Below are 25,745 nucleotides of genomic sequence, written 5' to 3'. Positions count from 1 at the left end.
GTCAGTCTCTCGCCACCCGCAACCGCGCACCGGTCCCGGTCACGGCCAGGGCCCCGTCCCGGTCCGTGCGCAGCACCGCGGCACCCGCCGACCGCAGGGCGGCGACGGTACCGGGGGCCGGGTGCCCGTACGGGTTGTCCGTGCCGCAGGAGATGAGCGCCAGCCGGGGAGCCGCCACGCGTATCAGGTCCGGGTCCTGGTACGCCGAACCGTGGTGGGCGACCTTGAGGACGTCCACGGCCGCCACCAGCGCGGCCGCCGGCGATCTCAGCAGTGCCTGCTGGGACGGGGGTTCGAGGTCTCCGAGCAGCAGCAGCCGCAGGCCGCCGGTCCGGACGAGCAGGGCCACGCTGGCGTCGTTGGGCCCGTCCGGGTCGGGGGACGGAGGCGGCGGTGGCCACAGCACCTGCCAGGAGAGCGTGCCGGTGCGCCGCTGCTCCCCGGCGACGGCGCGGGTGAGCGGGATGTGCCGTTCCGCCGCCTCCCTCCTTACGAACTCGGCCTGGTCCGCGGGTTCTTCGTACCCCGTCGTCTCGATCGCGCCCACCGCGCGCCCCCGCAGCACCCCCGGCAGACCGGCCACGTGGTCGGCGTGGAAGTGGGTGAGCACGACGAGCGGGACTCTCGTGATGCCCAGCGCGCGCAGGCAGTGGTCGGCCAGCGCCGGGTCGGGCCCGGCGTCCACGACGACGCCGGTGCCCTCGCCCGCCGCGAGGACCGTCGCGTCCCCCTGGCCCACGTCGCACACGGCGAACCGCCACCCCGGCGGGGGCCAGCCCGTGACGACCCTGGTCAGCGGGGGCGGCCGCACCACCACCAGCACCAGCAGCACGGCGCAGACACCGCACAGCCGGGGGTGCCCCAGGAGCCGCCGGCCCAGGAGCAGCACGACGGCCGTGGCGAGGGCCAGGAGCAGCGCCCCGCCCCAACTGCCCGGCCAGTCCACTCCCCCGCCGGGCAGTCCGGCCCCCGTCCGGGCCACGCCCGCGATCCATCCGGCCGGCCAACTCGCGCACCATGCGAACGCCTTGGCCACCGGCATCGACACCGGCGCCGTCGCCAGCGCCGCGAAGCCCAGCACCGTCGCCGGCGCGACCGCGGCCTCGGCGAGCAGGTTGCACGGCACGGCCACCAGGCTCACCCGCGCCGACAGCACGGCGACGACCGGCGCGCACAGCGCCTGCGCCGCTGCGGCGGCGGCCAGCGCCTCGGCCGGCCTGGCTGGAACGCCGCGCCCCCGCAGTGCGGCGCTCCAGCGGGGTGCGAGCGTGAGCAGGGCGCCGGTGGCCAGCACCGACAGCAGGAAACCGTAACTGCGGGCCAGCCACGGGTCGTAGAGCACCAGCAGCAGGACGGCGGTCGCCAGCGCCGGGATCAGCGACCTGCGGCGGCCGGTCGCCAGGGCGAGCAGCGCCACGGCTCCGCAGGCCGCGGCCCGCAGCACGCTCGGGTCGGGCCGGCACACGACGACGAACCCCACGGTGAGGGCGCCGCCCAGCAGCGCCGTCGTCCGCAGGGAGAGTCCGAGCCTCGGTGCGGCGCCGCGGCGCTCGGCACGCTGGGCCAGACCGGGCGGGCCCAGCAGCAGGGCGAGGAGGATCGTGAGGTTGCTGCCGGAGACGGCCAGGGTGTGCGCGAGGTCCGTCTCCTTGAACGCCTCGTCCAGCTCGGGGATGATCCGCGAGGTGTCCCCGACGACCAGCCCGGGCAGCAGCGCCCGCGCGTCCGCCGGCAGGCCGTCCGTCGCCGCGCGCAGCCCGGCCCGCAGCCGTCCCGCCAGCCGCTGCGTGCCGGACGGGCCGCCCACGACCTCGGGCGCCGTCCGGCCCCGCACCCGCAGCACCGCCGCGATCCGGTCGCCGCCCGTCAGCGGGGGTGCCAGCCGGGCGGTCACCCTCAGCCGCGTGGACGGCAGCAGCCCGAGCCAGGGCGAGCGCTCCGGCCCGTCCGGGGAGCCACGGGAGCCACGGGAGCCGCGAACTCCCGCCGAGGTGTCCCGGGAGAGGGCCGGCGGCCGGGAGCGGGTGTCGACGAGCATCAGTACCGGCGTCCGTGTGTCCACGGCCGTCGCGCCGTCCGCCCGCTCCACGCGCCGGACCTCGGCGTCGATCAGCACGGCCGCCGTCCCCATGCGATCGCCTCTGACCCGGGGGCGGGTGAGCCGGGGGTCCGAGGTCAGTTCCACCTCGACGGTCACCGTGGCGAACTGCCGCGCCAGCCCCGGCACCGGCCCCCGGCGCAGATCCGCCCCGTGCAACCCGGCGGACACGGCCGACGCGGCGGCGGCGAGAAGCGCGGCGGCCACGGAGGCACGCGCCCACGCGGGTCCGGCGGGACGGACGGGACGGCCGGACCCAGCAGGCGGGGCGGGCCCGGCGGGACGAGGGGAGCCGGCGAGCCCGGCACGAGGGTGGTTGGCGGGCTCGGCGGGACGAGGAGAGGGGCCGACGTCAGCGGGCCCGGCGGGACACAGCAGCCCTCGCGGCGGGCGGTCGGGCCGTGGCCTGGTGGCGTGGAGCCGACGGCGACCGAGCAGGAGCGCGGCCGCGACGACGAGGCAGAAGACCGCGAAGCCCATGACCGGCTCCGGCGCGGCGTCCACGGCCGACGCCGCCGTGGCCCAGGCCGCGAGCGCGGGCGGGACGAGCCGTAGATCCGCCGGTCCCTCCTGCCGGGGATGGGCGGCGCCGAGCCGACCGCCCGCGACCGCGTGCACCGAGCGGCGCGGGCGGGCCCCGGTGGAGCCCGGGGGACCTTCGGGGGGAGTGTGCCCGGGAGACGACGGCCGGTAGGGCGCCGCGCCTTCGGGAGTCCGGTTCATGGCCGGACCAGGGGGCGCAGGTCGGCGAAGCGGCGGTCGCCGATGCCGGTGACCTCGCGCAGTTGGTCCACCGAGCGGAAGCCACCGTGCCGCGTGCGGTAGTCGACGATGTGCTGGGCCAGTACGGGACCGACGCCGGGCAGGGTCTCCAACTGGTCCGCCGTGGCCGTGTTGAGGGAGACCGGTGTCGCGGGAGCCCCCGCCGCCACCGGACCGGCCGCGGCGCCGGCGACCGGGCCGGCCGGTGCGCCCACCGCCGGGGCCGGGCCACCGACGACGACCTGTTCGCCGTCCACGAGGAAGCGGGCCCGGTTGAGGCCGTCGGTCTCGGTACCGGGGCGCACCCCGCCCGCCGCCCGCAGCGCGTCGGCGACCCGGGATCCCGCGGGAAGGCGCCGGATCCCGGGGTGGCGGACCTTGCCGCTGACGTCCACCACGATCGCGGGGCCGGGCGACGCGCCGACGCCCGGTGGAGCGGCGGAGGTTCCGGACGCGGCCTGCCTGCTCTCGCCTCGGCCGCCGTAGGGGACCACCGCCCGCACGGCCTCGGGTGCCCGCACCGACTCGGTACGGCCGGTCCAGAAGTGCTGCGCGGCCAGGACCGCGGCGAGGACGAGCAGCGCCGTCAGCGCGACGACGTTCCTGCGCTCCAGACCGCACCGGGCCTGCAGCCACAGCGGCATCCGGTCCCGCAGCGCGAGCCCGGCCCGCTCCCGCCAGGCCCGAGCAGCGTCCGGCCCCGGTGCCGATCCCGGTACGGATGCCGATGCCAGTGCCGGGATCGGCACCGGTCCTGGTGAGGCCATGTCCACGGCGGCAGCGGGACCGGTGCCGCCCTCGCGTGCGTCCCCCGACTCCGGGTCATGACCGGCCGCTTCGGGGTCCTCGGCCCACGACGGCCTGCGCCGCACGCCGTCCCGGGCGGCCCCATCCGGGTACGGCGGAGCTACCGCGTGCCGCGGAGCGTCCGCGGACGGCCCCGAGATCGCCGGCGGTCCGCTCCCCGACTCCCCCACTCGCCCGGCACGTTCGCCGAACAGCGCCTCCGCCCGGCGGCGCAGTTCCTCCGCCGAAGCCGACGCCGAACGCGAAGTCGAAGCCGGACGCGAACCCGAGCCGGAAACCCAACCCGCGCCGGGAGCCCCACCCGTAGCACGGCGGTGACCGCGCCGGGCCCCGCGCCGGTCGGGTGGGCGGCGATGCCTGGTCCGGCCGTCCGAGGCGGGGGCCCGGTTCGGGCCACTGGTCGCGGTCGCTGTGCGTCGTGAGCGTGATCGAAGTGCCATGCGACGAGGATCGGGCAGACCGGCCGAACCGCGATGATCTTGCTCGATTCCCGGGGACTACCGCCCGGTTGTGGACAACTCGACCACCCGAACGAGTGACACTCCTCAGCCCCGCGACGTCATCGACGTCCCACCGTCACGCCCTCACCGATCTCCCACCGTCAGGCGCTCGCGCCCCTCACGGGTGGTCCCACCGTCACGCCCTCACGCCCTCACGCGCCGTCAGCGAGGCGACACCACGACCCCCAGCAGTCCCGGCCCCGTGTGCGCCCCGATCACCGCTCCGACCTCGCTGACATGCAGCACGGCCAGCCCGGGCAGCCGCGCCCGCAACCGGTCCGCGAGCGCCGACGCCCGCTCCGGGGCGGCGAGATGGTGGACGGCGACATCGACCTCGGCGCCGCCCGCCCGTTCGGCCGCGACCTCCTCCAGCCGGGCGATCGCGCGGGAGGCCGTGCGCACCTTCTCCAGCAGTTCGATGCGCCCGCCCTGGAGTTGGAGCAGGGGTTTCACGGCGAGCGCGGAACCGAGCAGGGCCTGCGCGGCGCCGATCCGGCCGCCGCGGCGCAGATAGTCGAGCGTGTCGACGTAGAAGTAGGCGGAGGTGCTGCCGGCGCGCTTCTCCGCGGCCGTGACCGCCTCGTCGGCGGTGCCGCCCGCCTCGGCGGCCTCCGCGGCCGCCAGCGCGCAGAAGCCGAGCGCCATCCCGACCATGCCGGTGTCCACCACCCGCACCGGCACCGGCGCCTCGCGCGCCGCGAGCACCGCGGCGTCGTAGGTGCCGGAGAGTTCGGCGGACAGATGGAGGGAGACGATGTCGGTGGCACCGGACTCCGCGACCCGGCGGTAGGTCTCGGCGAAGTGCTGCGGGCTGGGGCGCGAGGTGGTGACGGAGCGCCGCTTCTGCAGGGCCTGGGCCAGGGAGCGGGTCGAGATCTCGGTGCCCTCTTCGAGCGCCCGGTCACCGAGGACCACGGTCAGGGGAACGGCGGTGATGCCGTGGCGCTCCATCGTCCGCGGCGGCAGGTAGGCCGTTGAATCGGTGACGATCGCGACATGGCGGGACATGACCTGGAGGTTACCTGCCGTAGTGCCCGGACGGCAGCCCGGGCCCTTCGACCGGGTGCGCGGGTGGCCGGATCAAGTCGTGCTCTCGGGACGGGTCTTCTTCTGCCAGGGGTGGGCCGCGCGGCGTTCCGCGGGGGTGAGGGCGGGCCGGGACGGCTCCCGCGCCGAGGACGGCGCCGGGGGGTCCGGCCAGGTCTGCCCGGCCGCGTCGGCGGCCGGGGGCTCGGGCCACGGGGGCGGCGCGTCCGGAGTGTCGGTCCGGGTCCAGTGGCGCAGGGCGCCGGCCTCCACGTCGATCTGGGCGCTCAGCGTGTCCAGGTCGTCGTCGGCGAAGCGGTGGGCGCGGTCGCGGGCCGCCCAGCGCAGGGAGTCGGCCGACTGCGTGACACGGCGGGTCCGCTCGCGGAGCGCGGGGAGCCGCTCGGCGAGGGTCGCCCGGTCCGGTTCGGCCTCCAGGCGCCTGAGCTCGCCGTCCAGTTCGTGTCCGTGCGCGCTGAGGCGCTCGAAGAGGGCGAGGGACTCCTTCAGGGACTCGTCCTCGCGCACGCCCGTGCTCAGCGCCTCCTGCGTGGCACGCATCGAGGTGCGCAGCGTGAGCCGGAGCTGGGCCAGCTCGCCCGCCGCGCCCGGCTGGACGAAGGACCTGGCCCGCAGCGTGTGGTCCTCGACGGTGCGGCGGGCCTGGGTGAGGGTGCGGTCCACGCTGCGCCTGGCGGCGCCGAGCACCTTGACGGTGGCGTAGGCACCGAGCACCACGAACAGCAGGAAGAGCAGGGCGAAGACTGCGACGACCGTTCCCACGACGCTCCTCCTCGGGTCATCGCGGCACACACCGCGTCCTCGGGTCATCGCGGCACACACCGCGCCGCTCTTCAACGGTAAACGCAACGGGCAGGCCCGGAGTTCCACGAGAACCCCGAACCTGCCCGTAGGGGACGACCCCGAGGCGGCTCCTCCCGCCGCCGGTCACGCCGTGAGGCCGCCGGTCACGCCGTGACGATGTTCACCAGCTTCGGCGCCCGCACGATCACCTTGCGGATGCCCGCGCCGCCCAGTGCCGCGACGACCTTGTCGTCGGCCAGCGCCACCTTCTCCAGCTCCTCCTCGGAGATCGACGGGGAGACCTCCAGGCGGGCCTTGACCTTGCCCTTGACCTGGACGACGCAGGTCACGGTCTCGTCCACGACGTACGCCGGGTCGGCGACCGGGAAGTCCCGGTGGACGACCGAGTCGGTGTGGCCCAGCCGGTGCCACAGTTCCTCGGCGATGTGCGGGGCCAGCGGCGCGATCATCAGCACCAGCGGCTCGGCGACCGAGCGCGGCACGGCGCCCCCCGCCTTGGTCAGGTGGTTGTTGAGCTCGGTGACCTTGGCGATGGCGGTGTTGAACCGCATGCCCTCCAGGTCCTGGCGGACGCCGTCGATCGCCTTGTGCAGGGCGCGCAGCGTCTCCTCGTCGGGCTCGGCGCCGGTGACGGTGACCTCGCCGGTGGTCTCGTCGACGATGTTGCGCCACAGCCGCTGCAGCAGACGGAACTGGCCGACCACCGCGCGCGTGTCCCAGGGCCGGGAGACGTCCAGGGGGCCCATCGCCATCTCGTACAGGCGCAGCGTGTCGGCGCCGTACTCGGCGGCGATCTCGTCCGGGGTGACCGCGTTCTTCAGGGACTTGCCCATCTTGCCCAGCAGGCGGCTGACCTTCTCGCCCTGGTAGTAGTAGGCGCCGTCGCGCTCCTCCACCTCGGCGGCCGGCACCGCGATGCCGCGGGCGTCCCGGTAGACGTAGGCCTGGATCATGCCCTGGTTGAACAGCTTGTGGAACGGCTCCGCGGAGGAGACGTGGCCCAGGTCGTACAGGACCTTCGACCAGAAGCGCGCGTACAGCAGGTGCAGCACGGCGTGCTCGGCGCCGCCGACGTACAGGTCCACGCCGCCGTGCGGCTGGCCCTCGCGCGGGCCCATCCAGTAGCGCTCGATCTCCGGGTCGACCAGCTGCTCGCTGTTGTGCGGGTCCAGGTAGCGCAGCTCGTACCAGCAGGAACCGGCCCAGTTGGGCATGGTGTTGGTCTCGCGCCGGTACTTCTTCGGCCCGTCGCCCAGGTCCAGGGTGACGTGGACCCAGTCCTCGTTGCGCGACAGCGGGGTCTCGGGCTGGGTGTCGGCGTCGTCCGGGTCGAAGGTGCGCGGGCTGTAGTCCTCGACCTCGGGCAGCTCCAGCGGCAGCATCGACTCGGGCAGCGCGTGGGCGACGCCGTCCTCGTCGTAGACGATCGGGAAGGGCTCGCCCCAGTAGCGCTGGCGGCTGAACAGCCAGTCGCGCAGGCGGAAGTTGACCGTGCCCTCGCCGGTGCCGCTGCGCTCCAGCCACTCGGTGATGCGCGCCTTGGCCTCGGCGACGCCCAGGCCGTCCAGGCTGACCTCGTCGTTGGAGGAGTTCATGAGCTTCGCGTCGTAGGAGGCGAAGGCGTCCTCCCAGGCCGACGGGTCGGTGCCGCGGCCGTCGGTCGGCTCGACCACGCAGTGGATCGGCAGCTCGAAGGCGCGCGCGAACTCGAAGTCGCGCTGGTCGCCCGCCGGGACGGCCATGATCGCGCCGGTGCCGTAGCCCATCAGGACGTAGTCGGCGATGAAGACGGGGACCCGCTCGCCGTTGACCGGGTTGGTCGCGTAGGCGCCGATGAAGACGCCGGTCTTGTCCTTGGCCTCGGCCTGCCGCTCGACGTCCGACTTGGAGGCGGCCTGCGCGCGGTAGGCGCTGACGGCCTCGGCCGGAGTGGCGTGGCCGCCGGTCCACACCTCGTGGGTGCCCTCGGGCCAGGCGTCCGGGGTGAACTTCTCGACCAGCGGGTGCTCGGGGGCCAGGACCATGTAGGTGGCGCCGAACAGGGTGTCGGGGCGGGTGGTGAAGACCGTGATGCGCTCGCCGTCGATCGGGAAGTCGACGCGGGCGCCCTCGGAGCGGCCGATCCAGTTGCGCTGCTGCAGCTTGATGGCCTCGGGCCAGTCCAGCTCCTCCAGGTCCTCCAGCAGCCGGTCCGCGTAGGCGGTGATCCGCATGTTCCACTGGCGCAGCTTGGCCTTGAAGACCGGGAAGTTGCCGCGCTCGGAGCGGCCCTCGGCGGTGACCTCCTCGTTGGCCAGCACCGTGCCCAGACCGGGGCACCAGTTGACGGGCGCGTCGGAGGCGTAGGCCAGGCGGAACTCGCTCAGTACGTCGGCGCGCTCGGCCTCGCTCAGCTCGCTCCACGCGCGCGTGTGGCCCGGTACGGCACGCTCACCGCTCTCGAACCGGGCGACCAGCTCGGAGATCGGGCGGGCCCTGCGGGCCTCCTCGTCGTACCAGGAGCCGAAGATCTGCAGGAAGATCCACTGGGTCCACTTGTAGTAGTCCGGGTCGATCGTGGCGAAGGACCGGCGCTTGTCGTGGCCCAGGCCCAGCCGGCGCAGCTGGGCCTTCATGTTCTCCATGTTGGCCTCGGTGGACACGCGCGGGTGCGTGCCGGTCTGCACGGCGTACTGCTCGGCGGGCAGGCCGAAGGCGTCGAAGCCCAGGGTGTGCAGGACGTTGTGGCCGGTCATGCGCTGGAACCGGGCGTACACATCGGTGGCGATGTAGCCCAGGGGGTGACCGACGTGCAGGCCCGCACCGGAGGGGTACGGGAACATGTCCATGATGAACTTCTTGGGCTTGGCGACCAGCTCCGGATCGCCCGCCAGGTCGCCCTTCGGGTTCGGCGCGGCGTACGTCCCCTCGGCGTCCCAGACGTCCTGCCAGCGCGCCTCGATCTCGGCCGCCACGGCGGCCGTGTAGCGGTGCGGCGCCGTCTCAGCCGGAACGGCGGCGGCTGCGGCGGGGTTCGTCTCGCTCATGATCCTCAAAGCTCCATCGATGGTCTCTGCCAGCGGCTGTGTCATCCAAGAAACGAAAAATCCCCTCGCACAGGAGGGGACGCCGCGCCGATTCCGACCATCCGATTCGCCCGGTGGTCGGGACTGATCAGCGCGGCTCGCTAAGCAGAAGGCGTACGGCACGCATGGCGTCAGGGTACCGCAGCCGTCGAGCGCGCTGCGACGGACTTCCGGCCGCACCCCCAGGAGGGCCCACGCCCGCTTGTGAAGGTACGGAAAAGTTGAACTAGGTTCAAACATTACCCGGCGTAACAGAACCTATGGGGACAACGCGCTGCCCTGCGGCCTCTTCGATAACGGCGCAATAACTGAAACGGCCTACTGCTCAGTTTTGAGCCGCTTAGAGTTCGTCCTCGGGACCGCTTGCCCGACATGACCGCTCGGAGTTGCCCCCATGAACCCTCGTCGCAGTAACAGCTCGCTCCCCAAACCCGGCCGTTCGGCCTACGGGGTGGCGTCGGCTGCCGTCCTGCTCCTCATACCCGTGATCGTGCTGGTCGGAGGTGACACGGTCAGGGACTTCCTGAACTTCGGCGCGGGCGTCCTCTCCCTGGTCTCCCTCAGCTGCTCGGTGATCTGGGGCCTGGTCGCCCAGGACCGGATCTTCCTCAACACCCGCCAGCGGATCGTGGGCCAGGCCGTGCACCGCACGACGGCCGTCGCCTCGATCGCCTTCCTGCTGCTGCACATCACCACGAAGATCGCGCTGGACCACACCCAGTTCATCGCCGCGATCGTCCCGTTCTCGCTCGGCGTCACCGGAAGCGGCGGCCTGATCGGGCTCGGCTCCGTGGCCGGCCTGCTGATGATCTTCGTGGGCATCACGGGCGCGCTGCGCAGCAACTTCGCCTCCCCGGCCCCGGTGGCCGCCCGCTGGCGGGCCATGCACATGCTGGCCTACCCGGCCTGGTGCGCCGCGCTGATCCACGGGCTCTACGCGGGTCGCCAGGCCAAGCCGATCTTCGTGATCCTCTACGGGCTCTCCCTGCTCGGCGTCATGGCGGCCCTGGCGCTGCGCGGCGCGCCGCGGCCGGTCAAGCGCAGGATCGCCGACCGGCTCGTGACGCTCCTCGGCGGCGGCGAGCGGCCCGAACTCGACGACCTGGACATGAGCCGGGCCAGGACGGCGGAGTCCGCGCTGCCGGGCTACGACAGCCCCCGGGCGGCCCGGACCTCGGCCGCCGCGGGCTCGACGGGTCCGCTGCCGCGCGTCCCGGGCCCCTCCTCGCCGCTGTACGACACCCCGGCGGCCACCCAGGAGCCGGCCCCCGGCTTCGCGGCCGCCTACCGGGCCGTCTCGACGCCCCAGGGCGGCGGGCAGCCCTTCGCGGCCGGCCAGACCGCCCGTATGGACCTGCCGTACGACATGCGGGCCACCGAGGCGATGCCGCGCGTGGAGGGCTCCGGCAGCACGTCGGGCAGCTGGCCGATCCCGTCGCCGCCCCCGGTCGGCGAGGCCCAGCGCTCGGCCTACGATCCGATGATCGACACCGGATACAACATCCCCACCTATAACAATTCCGGCGCGGACGGCTACGGCGGACGTGACATGTACGACACCGGTGAGACGAACCCGCTCTACGGCACGTACAACCCGAACGACACGTACAACAGCGGTCCCGCCACTGAAACACCCCCCGGTGCCTCCTTCGACGCACCGGGTTCGGGCGAACCTTGGAACACGCCTTCCGGAGGCTATAGGTGAACGAGGCCCTGCCCGACGTACCAGAAGTCCGCGTGGTCGGTCTTCCCCAGCTCACGTCAGGCTTCGACCTTGTCGAACGACTCGATCTGCCCATGCACCTCAAGGTGCACGGGCCGCTCGAACCGATGGGCGGCGAGCAGCTCGCGCAGCTCTCCGAGGCCATCAACCTGAAGGGCCGCGGCGGCGCGGGCTTCCCCTTCCACAAGAAGCTGCGCTCGGTCGCCGAAGCGGCGATCAAGCGCGGCGTCCGGCCGGTCGTCGTCGTCAACGGAAGCGAGGACGAACCGGCCTGCCGCAAGGACACGGTGCTCATCAACCGTGCCCCGCACCTCATCCTGGACGGCGCCCTGCTCTGCGCGGAGGCGCTCGGTGCCCGCACGCTCGTGGTGGGGGTCACCCGGGAGTCCACCCAGCGCTCCATGGAGGCCGCGCTCGCCGAACGCGGGCTCAGCAACAGCCGCCGGTCGGCGCTGCGCGCGAGCGTGCAGCGCAACCCGGTGCGCATGGTCACCGGCGCGGCCGCGTCGCTGATCCGCTCCATCGACGGCGGCCCGGCGATCCCGCCGGGCCGCAAGGTCAGCGCCTCGCAGAACGGCGTCGGCGGCGCGCCGACCCTGCTGTCCAACGCCGAGACCTTCGCCCAGCTGGCGATCGCCGCCCGGATCGGTCCCGAGCGCTACGGCAACACCGGCCTGTACGACGAGCCGGGCACCGTCATGCTCACCGTCTCCGGGGCGGTCGCCCGCCCCATGGTGATCGAGGTCCCGACGGGCGTGCCGCTGCGCTACGTCCTCCAGCTCGCCGGCGCCCCGCCGGTCCCGCAGGGCGTGCTGACCGGTGGCTACCACGGCAAGTGGATCGACTCGGCCACCGTCAACGAGGCCATCGTCTCCCGCAACTCGCTGGACGCGGTGGGCGGTTCGCTCGGCGCGGGCGCGATCCTGCCGATCAGCCAGGACACCTGCCCGCTGGGCGAGTCGCTCCAGGTGGCCCGGTGGCTGGCCGAGGAGAGCGCGGGCCAGTGCGGCCCCTGCTACCTGGGCCTGCCGGCCGCGGCGCGCGGCCTGGAGGACATCCTGAACGGCGGCGGACCGGCCGCCCTGGAGGCGCTCAAGCAGGTCGCCAAGAACGTCAAGCGGCGCGGCGCGTGCTCGCACCCGGACGGCTCCGCCATGTTCCTGGAGTCGACCATCAAGGCGTTCACGGACGACCTCGCCGCGCACGTCCTCGGCAACGGCTGCGGGCGGCGCGTGGAGGGCGTGCTGCCGCTCTTCGAGGGCGGCAGGGCCCCGACCGGCGTCCCCGGCGGCATGGAGGCCGAGGAGAGCGGCCCCAGCCGCCAGAAGATCTACGTCGACTGGACGCTGTGCCGGGGCCACGGCCTGTGCGCGGACATCCTCCCGGAGGTCTTCGAACTGGGCGCCGACGGCTTCCCGACCGTCGCCCAGGCCCAGGTCCCGCGCTACGCGGAGGCCAAGGCGCTGCGCGCGGTGCGCCGGTGCCCGGCGCTCGCCCTGCGTCTGGAGGAGGACACCCGCTCGCAGGCGTCCTCGCGCAGCAACCTGCCGGTCCTCTCCCAGGGCCGGGGCCGGCGCGCCCTGGGCCGCTGAGCAGCCGTACGGCGGGTCCTCCCCTCCCGGGGCGGGCCCGCCGCCCGTACAAGGCCCGCCTCCTACGAGGCATCGACTCAACACCGAAGGCGGGCCATCCTGATCGGATGACCCGCCTTCGACTTCTGTGGAGCTAAGGAGAATTGAACTCCTGACCTCCTGCATGCCATGCAGGCGCTCTACCAACTGAGCTATAGCCCCTTGCTTCGTTCCGCCCGGTTTCCCCGGCGGCGACGCCAACATTACAGGTGGACGGAGCGCAGCACCAAATCGGTTTCCCCCGCGCCCGATTTGACCGCTTGGGGGGTGATGCCGGGCCGGTCAGGCCCTCCCACACCCTCACGCCGTCACGAACGAATAGAAGCGCTTCAGCGTGCAGTGCTCCTCCAGGAGCCTGCCGTAGATCGGCTCGCCCTCGAGTTCGCGGTACGTCTCGATGGGGTCGCCTTTTATGATCAGCGCCCGCGCGCACTCCTCGCACCAGTACTGGTAGTCGGGGTTGAGCGGCTCCATGTCCCGGACGATCGGCGTGCCACTGCCGCACCAGTCGCACTTCCGCCTGTGTGCACCCATCGATCAGCTCCAGCTGTGGCCGCAGGCGGTGCACACGTACGAGATCCCCCCGTTGTCGCCGAGGACTTGGGCCACATGGAGCGAGCCGCAGGAGGGGCAGACGAGGCGGGTGACCGTGTTCCCGGTCAACGCCGTGCCGAGGAGGTGACCGACCTCCTCGAGGATGCTCGCAGGCATCGCCACTCCCTCCCGTCGGGCCGCGCCCCCTTCCGGCCGTTTGATTCTGCCACGGCCGGGCCAATACGGTCAGCGACGCCTCGGTACCAGTCCGGCCACGGCACCCGCAGCGGCCGTCCCGGTCTGCGCGAATGCGCACGCCGGGAGCGCCTCCGCACAGGTATACGCCGTAGGCGCCCAAGTGACTCAAGGCGGCGGCGCACAGAAAAAATCCCGCCCCCTGCCGGGGACGGGATCTTCTTCACCGATCTTCGACGACTCGTGCGAGTGTCGGTCCGTGGAGCTAAGGAGAATTGAACTCCTGACCTCCTGCATGCCATGCAGGCGCTCTACCAACTGAGCTATAGCCCCTCGTGCCACGCGGTGGAACCGTGTGGTGTTTCGTCCCGCTCGGCGGGGCGAACAAGAAGAACTTTAGCCTGCGACCTGCCGGAAAGTGAAATCCGGGGACCGGAGTGCCGGGGGCGGATCAGTCGTCGTCGCCGAGGACGGGCTCCGGCAGGGTGCCGGCGTTGTGCTCCAGCAGACGCCAGCCGCGCGCGCCCCCGCCGAGGACGGACCAGCAGCAGTTGGAGAGGCCGCCGAGGCTCTCCCAGTGGTGGGCCTCCAGACCGAGCAGGCGCCCGATCGTGGTGCGGATCGTGCCGCCGTGGCTGACCACCACGAGCGTGCCGTCCTCGGGCAGCTTCTCGAGGTGCCGCAGCACGACGGGGGCGGCGCGGTCGGCGACCTCGGTCTCCAGCTCGCCTCCGCCGCGGCGCACCGGCTCCCCGCGCTTCCACGCGGCGTACTCCTCGCCGTACCGGGCGAGTATCTCCTCGTGCGTCAGGCCCTGCCAGACGCCCGCGTAGGTCTCGCGCAGGCCCTCGTCGTGGGTGACGTCGAGGCCGGTGAGGGCGGCCAGCTCGGCCGCCGTCAGGGCGGCCCGCCGCAGGTCCGAGGAGACGATCGCGTCCGGCCGCAGGGAGGCCAGCAGCCGGGCGGCGCGGCGGGCCTGCCCGGCGCCGGTCTCGGTCAGCTCGACGTCCGTGGTGCCCTGGAAGCGGCGCTCCACGTTCCAGGAGGTCTGGCCGTGCCGCCACAGGATGACGCGGCGGCCCCGGCCCGGTTCCCCGCCCGGCGCCTCACCGGCTCGGGTCATCGCCACTCACCGCTCAGGTCCGCCGACTCCTCGGCGGCCTTCAGCCTGGAGTGCTCCTCGGCCTTGCCGCGGGTGGCCTTGGCGTCGGCCGGCAGCTCCAGCTCGGGGCAGTCCTTCCACAGCCGCTCCAGGGCGTAGAAGACGCGCTCCTCGCTGTGCTGGACGTGGACGACGATGTCGACGTAGTCGAGCAGGACCCAGCGGGCCTCGCGGTCGCCCTCGCGGCGCACCGGCTTGGCGCCGCACTCCTTCTGGAGCCGCTCCTCGATCTCGTCGACGATCGACTTGACCTGGCGGTCGCTGGGCGCGGACGCCAGCAGGAAGGCGTCCGTGATCGACAGTACGTCGCTGACGTCGTAGGCGATGATGTCGTGCGCGAGCTTGTCGGCGGCCGCCTGGGCGGCGGTCTTGATGAGCTCGAGGGAACGGTCGGTTGCGGTCACTGCACGGCTTTCCGTCGGCGGTCTTTTGACCCCAAGGGTCTCACGGACCGCCGGCCGCGTGCGGTGCGCGCCCCGGGGCCCGCGCCGGGGCGCCCGGGGCTCTCGCGTCAGGACGACGGCCTGTAGTCCTGGCCGAGGACGACCGAGACGTCGGCGTTCGAGCGGACCGTGCCCTTGGTCACCGCGGTGGCGGGGAGCCCGAGGGTCTTGGCGGCCTCGGTGGCGTTCTCCTTGTCCTTGGGGTCGGAGTAGAGCACCTGGGACGTGGTCCGGACCGCAGGGGCGGTGCCGCCCTCCAGGAAGGTGAAGCCGCCGTTGAGCAGGACGACGCGGGCCTTCTCGGTGTTGTCCTTGACGCCGGTGGCGTTCTGCACCGAGACCCGGACGGCCGCCCCCTGCTCGGGGCTCTTCGCGGTGCCGCCGAGGATCTGCTTGACGACGCTGTCACTGGTCTGGGCGCTCAGCGTGCCGTCGCTCTGCACCGGCAGGACGGCCGTCCCGTAGTCGCCGCCCTTGGCGAGGTCGGCGAGCTTGGCGAGGAAGGTGCCGAGGTCCTTGTCGGTGAGCGAGGGGTCGAGGATCTGCGCCAGCGTCTGCACCGTCGTCGTCGCGCCCTGCGGGTCGGAGGACAGCTTGCGCAGCGTGCCCTGCATGACCTGGCCGAACCGCTCCAGCTGGGCGTTCTGCGACTCTCCCGGGGCCCGGTAGGTGGCGTAGGCGACGGCCATCTTGCCGCTGAGGGTCTGCCCCTGGCCCTTGTGGACCAGCGGCCCGGAGCCCTTCTTCTTGGCGTCCGGGTCGGGCACGTCGGTGTTGGTGTCGACGTCGATGTTGCCGACCAGGTCGACCAGGTTCTGCAGGTAGGGGGTGTCCAGCCGCCAGGTGCCCTCGATGTCGGTGCCGAGGACGGAGTCGAGCTGGTCGCGGGTGCCGGAGGAGCCGTCGTCCTGGACCGACTTGGCGAGGGTCGTCGTGGTGCCGTCGTCTCCGGTCAGGGCGAGCGAGTTGGGCAGCAGGACGGTGGTGCCGCGCCGGGTGGTGGTGTTGTCGACGAGCAGCGCCGTCGCGGTGCCGCCCTTGGCGGTGTTGTGCAGATGGACGACGATCACGTCGCGCTTCTGGGCGGCCGCGGGCGTCGTGCTCCCGGACGTGTGGCCGGACGACGACAGCCCGGGGAGCTTCCCGGCGTACCAGAGGTAGCCGACGCCTCCGACCGCGACCAGCGCGAGGACCACGACGAGGGCGACGACCCGGCTGCGGGCGCGCCGACGGGCCTCCTCGCGGCGCTCGGTGCGGTTCTCGGTGAACTTGAGCCAGTCGATCACGTCCTCGGAGTCGCCGTCCGGCTCCTCCACGAACGCGAACTGCTCGGTGCCGGGGTCCCGTTCGCGCTCCTCGCGCCGCTCGGCGCTCTCGTGCGCGGGCCCGGCCTGCTGCGGGATGTACGCGGTCTGCCCGGCGGGCCGGGGCTGCTGCCCGCCGGCCCCGGTCCGGCCGTACGGGTCGTACGGCGCCGTCGTGGATGCCGGGTCGCCCGCGCCGGGGGCGCCGGACCCGTACGGGTCGTAGGAGCCCTGGCCGCCCTGGGGCGCGTAGGGGGAGGCGGGCGGCTGCCGGCCGGTGTCGTAACCGCCGTACTGCGGCGGCTGCTGCTGCCCGCCCGTGGCGTACGGGTCGTAGCCGTGGCCCTGCCGCCCGTACGCGTCGTACGTCTCCCGCGGAGCCTGCTGCGTGGGGACCTGCCGGTAGACAGGCCGCCCGTACTCGTCGTAGCCGACGAGCTCGTACTGGTCGCCCCCGTACCCAGCGTCGTATCGGTCGTTCACCGGTGCCCCTCTCGGCTCACTCGCCGCGGTACAGCTCGCGCTTGTCGATGTAGCGCACGACTCCGTCCGGCACCAGATACCAGACGGGGTCCCCCTTGGCGACTCTCGCACGGCAGTCCGTGGAGGAGATGGCGAGGGCGGGTACCTCGACGAAGGAGACCCCGCCCTCCGGGAGCCCGGGGTCGGCGAGGTGGTGTCCGGGCCGGGTGACCCCGATGAAGTGCGCGAGGGAGAACAGCTCCTCCGAGTCCCGCCAGGTGAGGATCTGGTCGAGCGCGTCGGCGCCGGTGATGAAGAACAGGTCGGTGTCGGGGTTGAGCGCGCGCAGGTCCCGCAGCGTGTCCACGGTGTAGGTGGGACCGCCGCGGTCGATGTCGATGCGGCTCACGGAGAACTGCGGGTTCTCGGCGGTCGCGATGACCGTCATCAGGTAGCGGTCCTCCGCCGGGGAGACCTTGCGGTGGGTCTTCTGCCACGGCTGGCCGGTCGGGACGAACACCACCTCGTCCAGGTGGAACTGGGCGGCGACCTCGCTGGCCGCCACGAGGTGCCCGTGGTGGATCGGGTCGAACGTTCCGCCCATGACACCGAGGCGGCGCCTGCCCGTCACGGACGGGCCGCCGCCGCTCCCGTGCTCGGGGCGTTTCACCGTGTCACTCGCCGGACCGGTAGGCATGTCCTGCTCTCCCATGCGTGCAGACCCTACCGGCCCGGCCCGGGGGCTCCGGCCGGGAGATCCCCGCGGACGGCCCCCGGCGTGCGGGAACGGTCCCGGGACGGGTCCCGGTGAGGCTCGGCGGCGCTCAGCGGTCGCGGTTGAAGCGGGTGGTGATCCACAGCAGGAGCAGCAGGATGAGGAGGGCGCTGCCGCCGGTGACGTAGGGGCTGAGGCTCTCGTGGTTGCCGCCCTCGCCCTCGGCGAGGTTGACCAACTGGGCAGCGGTGCTGGGGAAGCTCATCTTCGGCAGTACCTATCCGGGTGTGGGCGGGATAAAGACGTCGGCTCATCGTAAGCGGCTGCCTCGTCGCCCATCACGCCGACTCCGCCTGTCGATGACGGCGGTCGCCCAGGGAACCTTCCGGTCGGCTCAGTCGTCGTTCCGTTTGTACCCGCGCAACAGGAACCAGCCGGTGAGCACACAGCCCACCACCATCACGACCAGTACGATCCGGAGCAGGTCGCCCGCCCCCTGGTGCGGCGCGGCGGCGCTCGCGGCCTCGGTGAGCCGGGCGGCTGCGGGACTGTGCTCCATGACGTGGACTCCTTCGCTGTACTGCCGGTCCACGGTAACTCCGCCTAGGCTGGGCGCTGCTTCGGGGGGCGCTGGACACACGGACGCACACCATGGGGGACCACATGTCCGAAGACGGTCGCGGGCACGACGGGCACGGGCACGAGCGCGTGCCGAGCAGGCAGCGCAGGCGCTTCCCCGGGCTCTCCTCACGGGCGTACGAGCACCCGGCCGACCGCTCCGCCCTGGTCGCCCTGCGCAAGCTCAGCGGCTTCGACACGGTGTTCAAGGCCCTCAGCGGTCTGCTGCCCGAGCGCAGCCTGCGGCTGCTGTTCCTGTCCGACTCGGTGCGTGTCTCGGACCAGCAGTTCGCCCATCTGAACGACATGCTGCGCGACGCCTGCTACATCCTGGACCTGGAGAAGGTCCCGCCGATGTACGTCAGCCAGAACCCGCAGCCCAACGCGATGTGCATCGGCCTGGACGAGCCGATCATCGTGGTCACCACGGGCCTGGTCGAGCTGCTCGACGAGCACGAGATGCGAGCGGTCGTCGGCCACGAGGCGGGCCACGCCCTGTCGGGCCACGCCGTGTACCGCACCATCCTGCTGTTCCTGACCACCCTGGCGGTGCGGGTGGCGTGGATCCCGCTGGGCAACCTCGCGATCATGGCGCTCGTGACGGCGCTGCGCGAGTGGTTCCGCAAGTCCGAGCTGTCGGCGGACCGGGCGGGGCTGCTGGCCGGGCAGGACCTGCGGGCCTCGATGCGGGGGCTGATGAAGATAGCGGGCGGCAACCACCTGCACGAGATGAACGTGGACGCGTTCCTCCAGCAGGCCGAGGAGTACGAGGCCGGGGGCGACCTGCGCGACTCCGTCCTGAAGATCCTCAACGTGCTGCCGCGCACGCACCCCTTCACCACGGTGCGGGCGGCCGAGCTGAAGAAGTGGGCGGAGTCCCGCGACTACCAGCGGCTCATGGACGGCCACTACCCGCGGCGCAGCGAGGACAAGGACACCTCCGTCGGCGACTCGTTCCGCGAGTCGGCGGCGCACTACGCCAGCCATGTGAAGAACTCCAAGGACCCGCTGATGAAGCTGGTCAGCGACCTGGCGGGCGGCGCCGGCGACCTGGGCGGCCGGGTGCGGCGCGGCTTCAACGGCTTCACCGCCCCGGCACCGCCGAAGGACGCCCCGGAGCAGGACGGGCCGACTCAGGACGGCCCGACTCAGGACGGGTCCGCCGGCGACCGGCCGGGGACGGACGCGCCGCCGCGGGACGGGGACTGAGCCGGGCTCGGCTCAGACCCTGGGCTGGGCGCTCGTCGCCAGGGTGCCGCAGAGGGCCGGCGCGCTGCCCGTGGCGTACGGGTCCGTGCCGGCCGGGCCGCCCGCCGTGGCGGCCTGACCGGCGAGCAGCGGGTGCAGGTGGCCGGCGGAGTCCCCGGCGCAGGACAGGGGGCCCGCCTCGACGGAGGAGACGACCAGCTGCGTCTGGTGCAGGCGCAGGTCGTCCCGGGTGAAGCGGAACCGCATCTCGCGCCGGACGGTGAACAGCGAGGCCTCGGTCCTCGCGCCGGAGCCGGCCGGCCGCAGCGCGTAGACGAAGGTGTGGTCCGCGGTGACCTCCAGGGTGCCGGAGTCGGCCTCCACCGCCTGCAGCGTGCCCTCCACCCGGATGCCGCGGTCGGCCAGCTCGGCCTGGGCCGGGTCGAAGCGGACGAGCCATCCGGTGGGCGCGTGCCGGCCGTCCGCGGCCGGGTGGGCGTAGCTCTGGTCGAACTGGTCGAGCTGGTCGGAGTCGAGCAGGGCCCGCACGGGGTGGACCTGGCCGCCGGTGAGCACATCGGGGCGGAGCGAGGACACGACGAGGTAGTCCTTGGCGGTGGTCAGGGCGGCGACGACCTGGCTGTCGGAGAAGTGCGCGGTGCGCCGGACGGCGGGCAGCGGGATGCCCTCGGCGCCGACGCCGAACTGGGCGGCGGGGCTGTGCGCGTACAGGTACTCGGCGTCGGCGGCCCCCGGCACCCTGCCCCGGGGGGCGAGCGGGATCACGGTCATCCGCAGCGGCTCGGCGGGGCGCTGGGCCTCGGAGGTCCGGTAGGGGTGGCGCACCCCCATGTAGATCGCGGTGCCGAAGGCGAGGGCGATCAGCAGCACGAGGACCAGCGCCTGCCGGGACAGACCGCGGTGCAGGGGCGGACGGCGGCGTACGGCCGGGGTGTGGTCGGTCATGCGCTCGCGTGCGGAGTACTCCTGGATCCGGGCAGCGCGGATGAACGACTCGTCGAACACGACGGATCGGTATTCGTCCTCCGCACCTCCCGGGGCACCCTCGGGTGTCCCCTCAGGTGGGTCTCCAGGCCCTCCCATACCTTCAGGGTAGGTCTCGGGAAGCCCGCATAAACGCCCTGCTCCACGTCAAGTTCTGACAGGTTCTCACCAGAAACGGCACGGCGCGGCCGGGGGCCGTCAGGGGGTGCGCGGGGCCGCCGGGACGGGCGGCCGGGAGTAGTGGTCGGCGGACGCGGAGGGCGGTGCGGCGCCGCCCTGGTCCAGGCCCGTCGAGGCGGGCCGCGGGGCCTGGTCGCGACCGCCGGAGGACGCCCCGCGGTAGACGGCGGCGAAGGCCAGCGCGACCATGCCGATGCCCATCACGAGGGCGAGCAGCCAGGCGACGGGACGGTGCCAGCGCACCTGCTTGCCGTACGGTCCCGGGGGGCCCCAGCGGTCCTCCGGGACGTCGGGGTCGTCCAGGTCGTCGACGTCGCGGTCGTGGCCGAAGCCGGGGCCGTAGCCGTCCTCGTAGCGCTCGCCTCTGGCGCGGGCGCGGTGGGCTTCCGCCTCGGAGGCCTCGGCTCTGGCCTGCGCGGCGGCCAGGAGGCGTTCGACGGCGGTGGGCTCGTGGATCTTGGCCGCCCGCACGAAGGCCTCGTCGAAGACCACGGAGGCGAACTCTTCGTCCGACACCCCGCGGTCGTGGTCGTCGTCGGGCTCCCAGCCGTCAGGGAACGGCGTGCCCCCCACGTCCTCCGGCACGGATCCAGAGTAGACCTGGGGGGTCAATTTGGGCAGACGGTATGGAAATTCATCCGCCTGATGAGACGTTCCTTCCGCTCCCCTCCCGGCGCCCCGGCAGGGCCGGGCGGCGCGTGCCGGAGAGATGTACCCCGATATGCCGGTCAGCGCCTGATGTGCCCGTCTCCGGTGAGGATGTACTTGGTGCTGGTGAGCTCCGGCAGCCCCATGGGGCCCCGGGCGTGCAGCTTCTGCGTGGAGATGCCGATCTCCGCGCCGAAGCCGAACTGGCCGCCGTCCGTGAAGCGGGTGGAGGCGTTCACGGCGACCGTGGTGGAGTCGACCAACCGGGTGAAGCGGCGGGCCGCCTCCTGGGAGGTGGTCACGATCGCCTCGGTGTGGCCGGAGCTCCACAGCCGGATGTGCTCGACGGCGCGGTCGAGGGAGTCGACGACGGCGGCGGCGATGTCGTACGAGAGGTACTCGGTCTCCCAGTCCTCCGGGGTCGCCTCGACGACCGTGGCCTTGGAGTCCCTGGCGTAGCCCATGACCCGCTCGTCGGCGTGGACGGTGACTCCGGCCTCGGCGAGCGCGTCCAGGGCGCGTGGGAGGAAGGCCGCGGCGATGTCCTGGTGGACGAGGAGCGTCTCGGCGGTGTTGCAGACGCTGACCCGCTGCGCCTTGGAGTTGACCAGGATGTCGACCGCCATGTCGAGGTCGGCGTGGGCGTCGACGTAGACGTGGCAGTTGCCGGTGCCGGTCTCGATCACCGGGACGGTCGACTCGTTGACGACGGTCCGGATCAGGGAGGCGCCGCCCCGCGGGATCAGCACGTCGACCAGGCCGCGGGCGCGCATCAGCTCGCGCACGCTGTCCCGGCCCTGGCCGGGCACCAGCTGCACGGCGTCGGCGGGCAGCCCCGCCCCGCCCACGGCGTCGCGGATCACCCGGACCAGGGCGGTGTTCGACTCGTAGGCGGAGGCCGAGCCGCGCAGCAGCACCGCGTTGCCGGACTTCAGGCAGAGCGCGGCGGCGTCGACGGTGACGTTCGGGCGGGCCTCGTAGACGATGCCGACCACGCCGAGCGGGACGCGCACCTGGCGCAGGTCCATGCCGTTGGGGAGGGTGTTGCCGCGGACGACCTCGCCGACCGGGTCGGGCAGCGCCGCCACGTCGCGCACGTCGGAGGCGATCGCGCGCACCCGCTCCGGGGTGAGCGTGAGCCGGTCGACGACGGATTCGCTGGTGCCCGCCCCGCGGGCCTTGGCGACGTCCTTGGCGTTGGCCTCGACGATCTCGCCGGTACGGACCTCCAGGGCGTCCGCGACGGCGAGCAGCGCGTCGTCCTTCTCCACGCGCGGCAGCGGCGCGAGGTCGGCGGCGGCGGCCTTGGCGCGGTAGGCGGCCCGGATGACCGGGGACATCGAGTCGTACGGCGAGAGCGTGGTCATGAAGGAAGGGTAGTGCGCCGGGCAGGCCCGTCCGGCGGCTGTTCCACACCGCGAGACGGGGTCAAAACGGGTGAACCCCGACCGGTGTCGCGGGCGGCGGGCCGTAGCCCTCGGCGAGGCGCTGGTGGTAGGTCTCGCGGTCGATGACCTCCAGGCCCACGATCTCCCAGGGAGGCAGCTTGGCGGTCTGCCGGTGCTCGCCCCACAGCCGCAGCGCGACGGCGGCCGCGTCGTGCAGGTCGCGGGCCTCCTCCCAGTAGCGGATCTCCGCGTGGTCGTTGGCGTAGCGGCTGGTGAGCAGGAAGGGATGGTCGTGGGCGAGCTGCTCCAGGCCGCGCCGCACCTCCTTCAGCGGAGCCTCCTCGCCGGAGACGCTGAGGGTGATGTGCCACAGCCGCGGCAGGTCCCTCGGCTCCTCGTAGCGGTCCCCCGCCGTCACACTGGTCAGGGCGCGCTCCTCGCCGGCCGCACGGGAGGGGGACCCGCCGGCACCCCCGCGGTACACCGCCGCCCCCGGGCGCACTCGTCTCACGACGGCCTCCTTCACGCAGCGCTCATGCGGAATGTGTCCCTGAGACAAAAGTGGAGCAGGCCGCACGGCTCCGTGGGGCGGTTTTACGGAACGTCCCCCAACCTTCAGGACCGCGGTGGACGGACGTTTCGGCCCATTACGGCTCCAGGATGACCAGGTCGTCCCTGTGTACGACCTCGCGTTCGTACGCCGGTCCCAGCTCGCGGGCCAGTTCACGGGTGGAGCGGCCGATCAGCCGGGGGATCTCCTTGGCGTCGAAGTTGACGAGCCCGCGGGCCACGGGGCGCCCCGAGCCGTCGCGCAGCTCGACCGGGTCGCCCGCGGTGAACTCGCCCTCGGCGGCGGCGATCCCGGCCGGCAGCAGCGACTTGCGACGCTCCACGACGGCGCGCACCGCCCCGTCGTCGAGGGTGAGCGACCCCTGCGGGGTGGAGGCGTGCTGGAGCCACAGCAGCCGGTCGGCGGAGCGCTTCCCGGTGGCGTGGAAGTAGGTGCCGGTGTCGCCGCCGGCGAGGGCGTCGGTCGCGTGCACCGCACTGGTCAGCACGACGGGGATGCCGGCCGCCGCGGCGATCCGGGCCGCCTCGACCTTGGTGACCATGCCCCCGGTGCCGACACCGGCCTTGCCGGCGCTGCCGATCTCCACGTGCGCCAGATCGGCGGGCCCGCGCACCTCCGATATCCGCGAGGTGCCCGGCCGGCTGGGGTCGCCGTCGTACACGCCGTCCACGTCGGACAGCAGGACCAGCAGGTCGGCGCGGACGAGGTGGGCCACGAGCGCCGCGAGCCGGTCGTTGTCGCCGAAGCGGATCTCGTCGGTGGCCACGGTGTCGTTCTCGTTGACGACCGGGAGGGCGCCCATCGCCAGCAGTTTGTCGAGGGTGCGGGAGGCGTTGCGGTGGTGGGCGCGGCGGCTCATGTCGTCGGAGGTCAGCAGGACCTGGCCGACCCGGACGCCGTAGCGGGCGAAGGACGCCGTGTAGCGGGCCACGAGCAGGCCCTGGCCGACGCTGGCCGCGGCCTGCTGGCGGGCCAGGTCCTTGGGACGGCGGCGCAGGCCCAGCGGGGCGAGGCCCGCGGCGATGGCCCCGGAGGAGACCAGCACGACCTCCCGCTCTTGGCCGCCCACCCGTCTCCCGCCACCACCCTCATCCGAGGCCCTCCGGGGCACCCTGTCCTCTCGGCTCTTCGCGAGGACGTCCACGAGCGCGTCGACGCGGTCGGCGTCCAGGCCGCCCGACGCGGTGGTCAGCGACGAGGAACCCACTTTGACGACGATCCTGCGGGCCTCGCACACGGCCTGCCTTACCCCTGCCACCTTGCTGTCTGTCCCCTCGCCCGGTTCCGGCTGCCCCGCCCGAATCTACGCGAAGCGGGTCGCGCACCGCGCATCGGTCCAGGGTACGGACGGGATACCTGTAGGCGGCACGTAGTCGCCCGCTCACGGACTGCGTACGGCAAAAAGGTTGTGGTGGTTGCGTATAGGAATTAAAGATCGGACAAACTTAGGGTGACTGCGTGTCAGCCACCGTTCACCCCACGAAGCGCATCCTTCTCCGGTCGGGGAAGAGCCCGTACGACGTCGTCCCCGTGGAGGAAGCACTCCAGCGGGACGTGATCGCGACCAACTCCGGCAACCTGATCTTCAGCGACGCCGCCCACAAGATCCTGCAGACCCCGGGCACCGAGGTCGTCTCCAACGGGATGCGGGCCGCCGCGGCCGAGGCCGAGCGCATCAACGAGGAGTACGACGCCTTCGTCGTCCCCCTCGCCAACGCCTTCCGGCCCTCCTTCCAGACCGGGCTGAAGCGGCTGACGCGGCTGATCGGCAGGCTGCGGATCCCGGTCGTGGTCATGGGCGTCGGCGCGCAGACCGGCCTGAACTACGACGCGGCACGGCTGAAGGCCATCGAGCCGGCCGTTCGCGCGTTCTGCTCCGCGGTGCTCGACCGCAGCGCCTCGATCGGCGTGCGGGGCGAGTTCACCGAGAAGTACCTGCGGGACCTCGGCTTCCGCGACGTCGAGGTCATCGGCTGCCCCTCGCTGTTCCTGTACGGCGAGCGGCTCACCGTGCGCAAGCGGGCACCGGAGCTGACGGCCGACTCCCGCGTCGCCGTCAACGGCTCGCACACCGCCGTACGGTCGCAGGGCCTGGACCGGGTCCTGAAGAGCGCCCACGCGCGCTACCCGCACCTGCGGTTCATCGGCCAGAACCTCAGCGACGCACGGCAGTTGCACTGGCGGGACCTGTCGGACCCGAACGGGCGGGTGGCGGCGATGCCGACGCACCCCGACCACCCGATGTACCGGGAGGACAAGGTCCGCGTCTACGTCGACCCGGTCACCTGGATCGACGACCTGCGCGACTTCGACTTCTCCTTCGGCTCCCGCATCCACGGCAACATCGCGGCGCTGCTCGCCGGCACCCCCGCGACCGTGCTGTGCGGCGATTCGCGCACCCTGGAGCTGTGCCGCTACTTCGGCATCCCGCACCGGCGGATCGACCGGCTGCCCGAGGACCTGGATCCGGCGGACCTGTACGCCCAGGCCGACTTCACCGATCTGACCGGCGGGCACCGGGAGCGGTTCGAGCGGTTCACCGCGTTCCTGGACCGCAACGGGCTGGAGAACACGTTCACCCACGGCGACGGCGGCGCCGCCTTCGACGAGCGGATGCGCTCGCTCGCCTTCCCGCCCGGAATCCGCCCGTGGAACGACGCCGACGTCGCCTCGCTCGCCGGCCGGTTCGGCTGGCTCCAGCGCCAGGTCCTCGAACTCTCCCAGGAGAACACCCGGTTGAAGCGCGATCTGGCAAGGGCCGGGTCGAGGACGGTCACGGCCCCCGTCCCGGCGTCCTCGGTCTACCGGCGGGCACGGCGGGCGGTGGGCCGACCGCTCCGGCGGGCGCTGCAGTCCGGACGGCAGTAGCGGGGACGCCGACCGGACGAACTCCGG

General features: G+C 72.9%; 22 protein-coding genes and 2 tRNA genes. 4 read left to right on the top strand and 20 right to left on the bottom strand.

Translation table 11 applies throughout. The features are described 5' to 3' along the window. Position 1: 1 nt before the first annotated feature. From ACIPM1_RS00340 to leuS, 5 genes are all read right to left on the bottom strand, one after another. The gene (locus tag ACIPM1_RS00340; protein WP_402428113.1) at positions 2-2,716 is read right to left on the bottom strand and encodes a ComEC/Rec2 family competence protein; all 2,715 of its coding nucleotides are present in this window, start codon (positions 2,714-2,716) and stop codon (positions 2-4) included. Between the two features lie 101 nt (positions 2,717-2,817). Next, positions 2,818-4,107 carry a helix-hairpin-helix domain-containing protein gene (locus ACIPM1_RS00335; RefSeq protein WP_402426852.1) on the bottom strand — a complete coding sequence of 430 codons (1,290 nt, stop codon included), beginning with the start codon at positions 4,105-4,107 and terminating at the stop codon, positions 2,818-2,820. A gap of 222 nt (positions 4,108-4,329) precedes the next feature. Further along, positions 4,330-5,175, bottom strand: a complete 846-nt coding sequence (locus ACIPM1_RS00330) for a DegV family protein (RefSeq protein ID WP_402426849.1) — start codon at positions 5,173-5,175, stop codon at positions 4,330-4,332. Between the two features lie 72 nt (positions 5,176-5,247). Then, the gene (locus tag ACIPM1_RS00325; protein ID WP_402426846.1) at positions 5,248-6,024 is read right to left on the bottom strand and encodes a hypothetical protein; all 777 of its coding nucleotides are present in this window, start codon (positions 6,022-6,024) and stop codon (positions 5,248-5,250) included. A 137-nt stretch (positions 6,025-6,161) separates the two neighbouring features. Then, entirely contained in the window at positions 6,162-9,044 is a 2,883-nt protein-coding gene (leuS, locus tag ACIPM1_RS00320) for a leucine--tRNA ligase (protein WP_402426843.1), read from the bottom strand. Between the two features lie 433 nt (positions 9,045-9,477). Here leuS and ACIPM1_RS00315 point away from each other — a divergent pair, with 433 nt between their 5' ends. Beyond that, positions 9,478-10,788 carry a cytochrome b/b6 domain-containing protein gene (locus tag ACIPM1_RS00315; RefSeq protein WP_402426840.1) on the top strand — a complete coding sequence of 437 codons (1,311 nt, stop codon included), beginning with the start codon at positions 9,478-9,480 and terminating at the stop codon, positions 10,786-10,788. Then, positions 10,785-12,398: an NADH-ubiquinone oxidoreductase-F iron-sulfur binding region domain-containing protein gene (locus ACIPM1_RS00310; protein ID WP_356180838.1), complete on the top strand. Its 1,614-nt coding sequence runs from the start codon at positions 10,785-10,787 to the stop codon at positions 12,396-12,398. The genes ACIPM1_RS00315 and ACIPM1_RS00310 overlap by 4 nt, the downstream gene beginning before the upstream one ends. 128 nt (positions 12,399-12,526) lie before the next feature. On the opposite strand, the gene ACIPM1_RS00305 is transcribed toward ACIPM1_RS00310, so the two are convergent. From ACIPM1_RS00305 to ACIPM1_RS00260, 10 genes are all read right to left on the bottom strand, one after another. Beyond that, positions 12,527-12,599, bottom strand: a tRNA-Ala gene (locus ACIPM1_RS00305). A 138-nt stretch (positions 12,600-12,737) separates the two neighbouring features. Further along, positions 12,738-12,971, bottom strand: a complete 234-nt coding sequence (locus tag ACIPM1_RS00300; protein ID WP_019523121.1) for a hypothetical protein — start codon at positions 12,969-12,971, stop codon at positions 12,738-12,740. A gap of 3 nt (positions 12,972-12,974) precedes the next feature. Continuing rightward, positions 12,975-13,148, bottom strand: a complete 174-nt coding sequence (locus tag ACIPM1_RS00295) for a hypothetical protein (RefSeq protein WP_402426836.1) — start codon at positions 13,146-13,148, stop codon at positions 12,975-12,977. A 278-nt stretch (positions 13,149-13,426) separates the two neighbouring features. Beyond that, positions 13,427-13,499 (bottom strand) — tRNA-Ala (locus ACIPM1_RS00290). A 118-nt stretch (positions 13,500-13,617) separates the two neighbouring features. Beyond that, on the bottom strand, positions 13,618-14,289 hold the full coding sequence (locus ACIPM1_RS00285) for a histidine phosphatase family protein (RefSeq protein WP_402426834.1): 672 nt from the start codon (positions 14,287-14,289) through the stop codon (positions 13,618-13,620). Then, positions 14,286-14,732 (bottom strand): ribosome silencing factor, encoded by a 447-nt coding sequence (gene rsfS, locus ACIPM1_RS00280; RefSeq protein ID WP_402426832.1) that lies wholly within the window; start codon positions 14,730-14,732, stop codon positions 14,286-14,288. The genes ACIPM1_RS00285 and rsfS overlap by 4 nt, the downstream gene beginning before the upstream one ends. A gap of 107 nt (positions 14,733-14,839) precedes the next feature. Further along, positions 14,840-16,558: a LytR C-terminal domain-containing protein gene (locus ACIPM1_RS00275; protein WP_402426829.1), complete on the bottom strand. Its 1,719-nt coding sequence runs from the start codon at positions 16,556-16,558 to the stop codon at positions 14,840-14,842. 16 nt (positions 16,559-16,574) lie between these two features. After that, a complete protein-coding gene (gene nadD / locus ACIPM1_RS00270; RefSeq protein ID WP_356180824.1) occupies positions 16,575-17,249 on the bottom strand; it encodes a nicotinate-nucleotide adenylyltransferase in 675 nt (224 codons plus the stop codon). Positions 17,250-17,361: 112 nt separating this feature from the next. Then, entirely contained in the window at positions 17,362-17,517 is a 156-nt protein-coding gene (locus tag ACIPM1_RS00265; protein WP_356180821.1) for a hypothetical protein, read from the bottom strand. 129 nt (positions 17,518-17,646) lie between these two features. Further along, on the bottom strand, positions 17,647-17,811 hold the full coding sequence (locus tag ACIPM1_RS00260; protein WP_356180818.1) for a hypothetical protein: 165 nt from the start codon (positions 17,809-17,811) through the stop codon (positions 17,647-17,649). A gap of 104 nt (positions 17,812-17,915) precedes the next feature. Here ACIPM1_RS00260 and ACIPM1_RS00255 point away from each other — a divergent pair, with 104 nt between their 5' ends. After that, positions 17,916-19,079: a M48 family metallopeptidase gene (locus ACIPM1_RS00255; protein ID WP_402426825.1), complete on the top strand. Its 1,164-nt coding sequence runs from the start codon at positions 17,916-17,918 to the stop codon at positions 19,077-19,079. A 12-nt stretch (positions 19,080-19,091) separates the two neighbouring features. Here ACIPM1_RS00255 and ACIPM1_RS00250 read toward each other — a convergent pair whose 3' ends face one another. The 5 genes from ACIPM1_RS00250 to proB all read right to left on the bottom strand — a co-directional run bounded on the left by ACIPM1_RS00250 (position 19,092) and on the right by proB (position 24,087). Then, positions 19,092-20,162, bottom strand: a complete 1,071-nt coding sequence (locus ACIPM1_RS00250) for a hypothetical protein (RefSeq protein ID WP_402426822.1) — start codon at positions 20,160-20,162, stop codon at positions 19,092-19,094. A 99-nt stretch (positions 20,163-20,261) separates the two neighbouring features. Continuing rightward, positions 20,262-20,855, bottom strand: coding sequence for a hypothetical protein (locus tag ACIPM1_RS00245; RefSeq protein WP_402426819.1), 594 nt, complete (start codon positions 20,853-20,855; stop codon positions 20,262-20,264). A 116-nt stretch (positions 20,856-20,971) separates the two neighbouring features. Then, the gene (locus tag ACIPM1_RS00240) at positions 20,972-22,258 is read right to left on the bottom strand and encodes a glutamate-5-semialdehyde dehydrogenase (protein ID WP_402426817.1); all 1,287 of its coding nucleotides are present in this window, start codon (positions 22,256-22,258) and stop codon (positions 20,972-20,974) included. A 61-nt stretch (positions 22,259-22,319) separates the two neighbouring features. Further along, positions 22,320-22,781, bottom strand: a complete 462-nt coding sequence (locus ACIPM1_RS00235) for a hypothetical protein (protein ID WP_402428110.1) — start codon at positions 22,779-22,781, stop codon at positions 22,320-22,322. Between the two features lie 145 nt (positions 22,782-22,926). Beyond that, positions 22,927-24,087 carry a glutamate 5-kinase gene (gene proB, locus ACIPM1_RS00230; protein WP_402428107.1) on the bottom strand — a complete coding sequence of 387 codons (1,161 nt, stop codon included), beginning with the start codon at positions 24,085-24,087 and terminating at the stop codon, positions 22,927-22,929. Positions 24,088-24,308: 221 nt separating this feature from the next. Between proB and ACIPM1_RS00225 the strand changes: the two genes are divergently transcribed. Next, on the top strand, positions 24,309-25,718 hold the full coding sequence (locus ACIPM1_RS00225; RefSeq protein ID WP_402426814.1) for a polysaccharide pyruvyl transferase family protein: 1,410 nt from the start codon (positions 24,309-24,311) through the stop codon (positions 25,716-25,718). The last annotated feature ends 27 nt before the right edge of the window (positions 25,719-25,745 follow it).

The sequence above is a fragment of the Streptomyces sp. NPDC086766 genome, from assembly GCF_044746005.1.
GTDB lineage: Bacteria > Actinomycetota > Actinomycetes > Streptomycetales > Streptomycetaceae > Streptomyces.
Note: the sequence above shows the minus strand (reverse complement) of the source record. Positions and strands in the feature narration are given on the sequence as shown.

Coding starts and splice junctions, on each gene's coding strand:
- ACIPM1_RS00335 (WP_402426852.1), bottom strand. CDS start 4,107: ATGGCACTTCGATCACGCTCACGACGCACAGCGACCGCGACCAGTGGC.
- ACIPM1_RS00330 (WP_402426849.1), bottom strand. CDS start 5,175: ATGTCCCGCCATGTCGCGATCGTCACCGATTCAACGGCCTACCTGCCG.
- ACIPM1_RS00325 (WP_402426846.1), bottom strand. CDS start 6,024: ATGACCCGAGGACGCGGTGTGTGCCGCGATGACCCGAGGAGGAGCGTC.
- leuS (WP_402426843.1), bottom strand. CDS start 9,044: ATGAGCGAGACGAACCCCGCCGCAGCCGCCGCCGTTCCGGCTGAGACG.
- ACIPM1_RS00315 (WP_402426840.1), top strand. CDS start 9,478: ATGAACCCTCGTCGCAGTAACAGCTCGCTCCCCAAACCCGGCCGTTCG.
- ACIPM1_RS00300 (WP_019523121.1), bottom strand. CDS start 12,971: ATGGGTGCACACAGGCGGAAGTGCGACTGGTGCGGCAGTGGCACGCCG.
- ACIPM1_RS00295 (WP_402426836.1), bottom strand. CDS start 13,148: ATGCCTGCGAGCATCCTCGAGGAGGTCGGTCACCTCCTCGGCACGGCG.
- ACIPM1_RS00285 (WP_402426834.1), bottom strand. CDS start 14,289: ATGACCCGAGCCGGTGAGGCGCCGGGCGGGGAACCGGGCCGGGGCCGC.
- nadD (WP_356180824.1), bottom strand. CDS start 17,249: ATGGGAGAGCAGGACATGCCTACCGGTCCGGCGAGTGACACGGTGAAA.
- ACIPM1_RS00265 (WP_356180821.1), bottom strand. CDS start 17,517: ATGAGCTTCCCCAGCACCGCTGCCCAGTTGGTCAACCTCGCCGAGGGC.
- ACIPM1_RS00260 (WP_356180818.1), bottom strand. CDS start 17,811: ATGGAGCACAGTCCCGCAGCCGCCCGGCTCACCGAGGCCGCGAGCGCC.
- ACIPM1_RS00255 (WP_402426825.1), top strand. CDS start 17,916: ATGTCCGAAGACGGTCGCGGGCACGACGGGCACGGGCACGAGCGCGTG.
- ACIPM1_RS00250 (WP_402426822.1), bottom strand. CDS start 20,162: ATGGGAGGGCCTGGAGACCCACCTGAGGGGACACCCGAGGGTGCCCCG.
- ACIPM1_RS00240 (WP_402426817.1), bottom strand. CDS start 22,258: ATGACCACGCTCTCGCCGTACGACTCGATGTCCCCGGTCATCCGGGCC.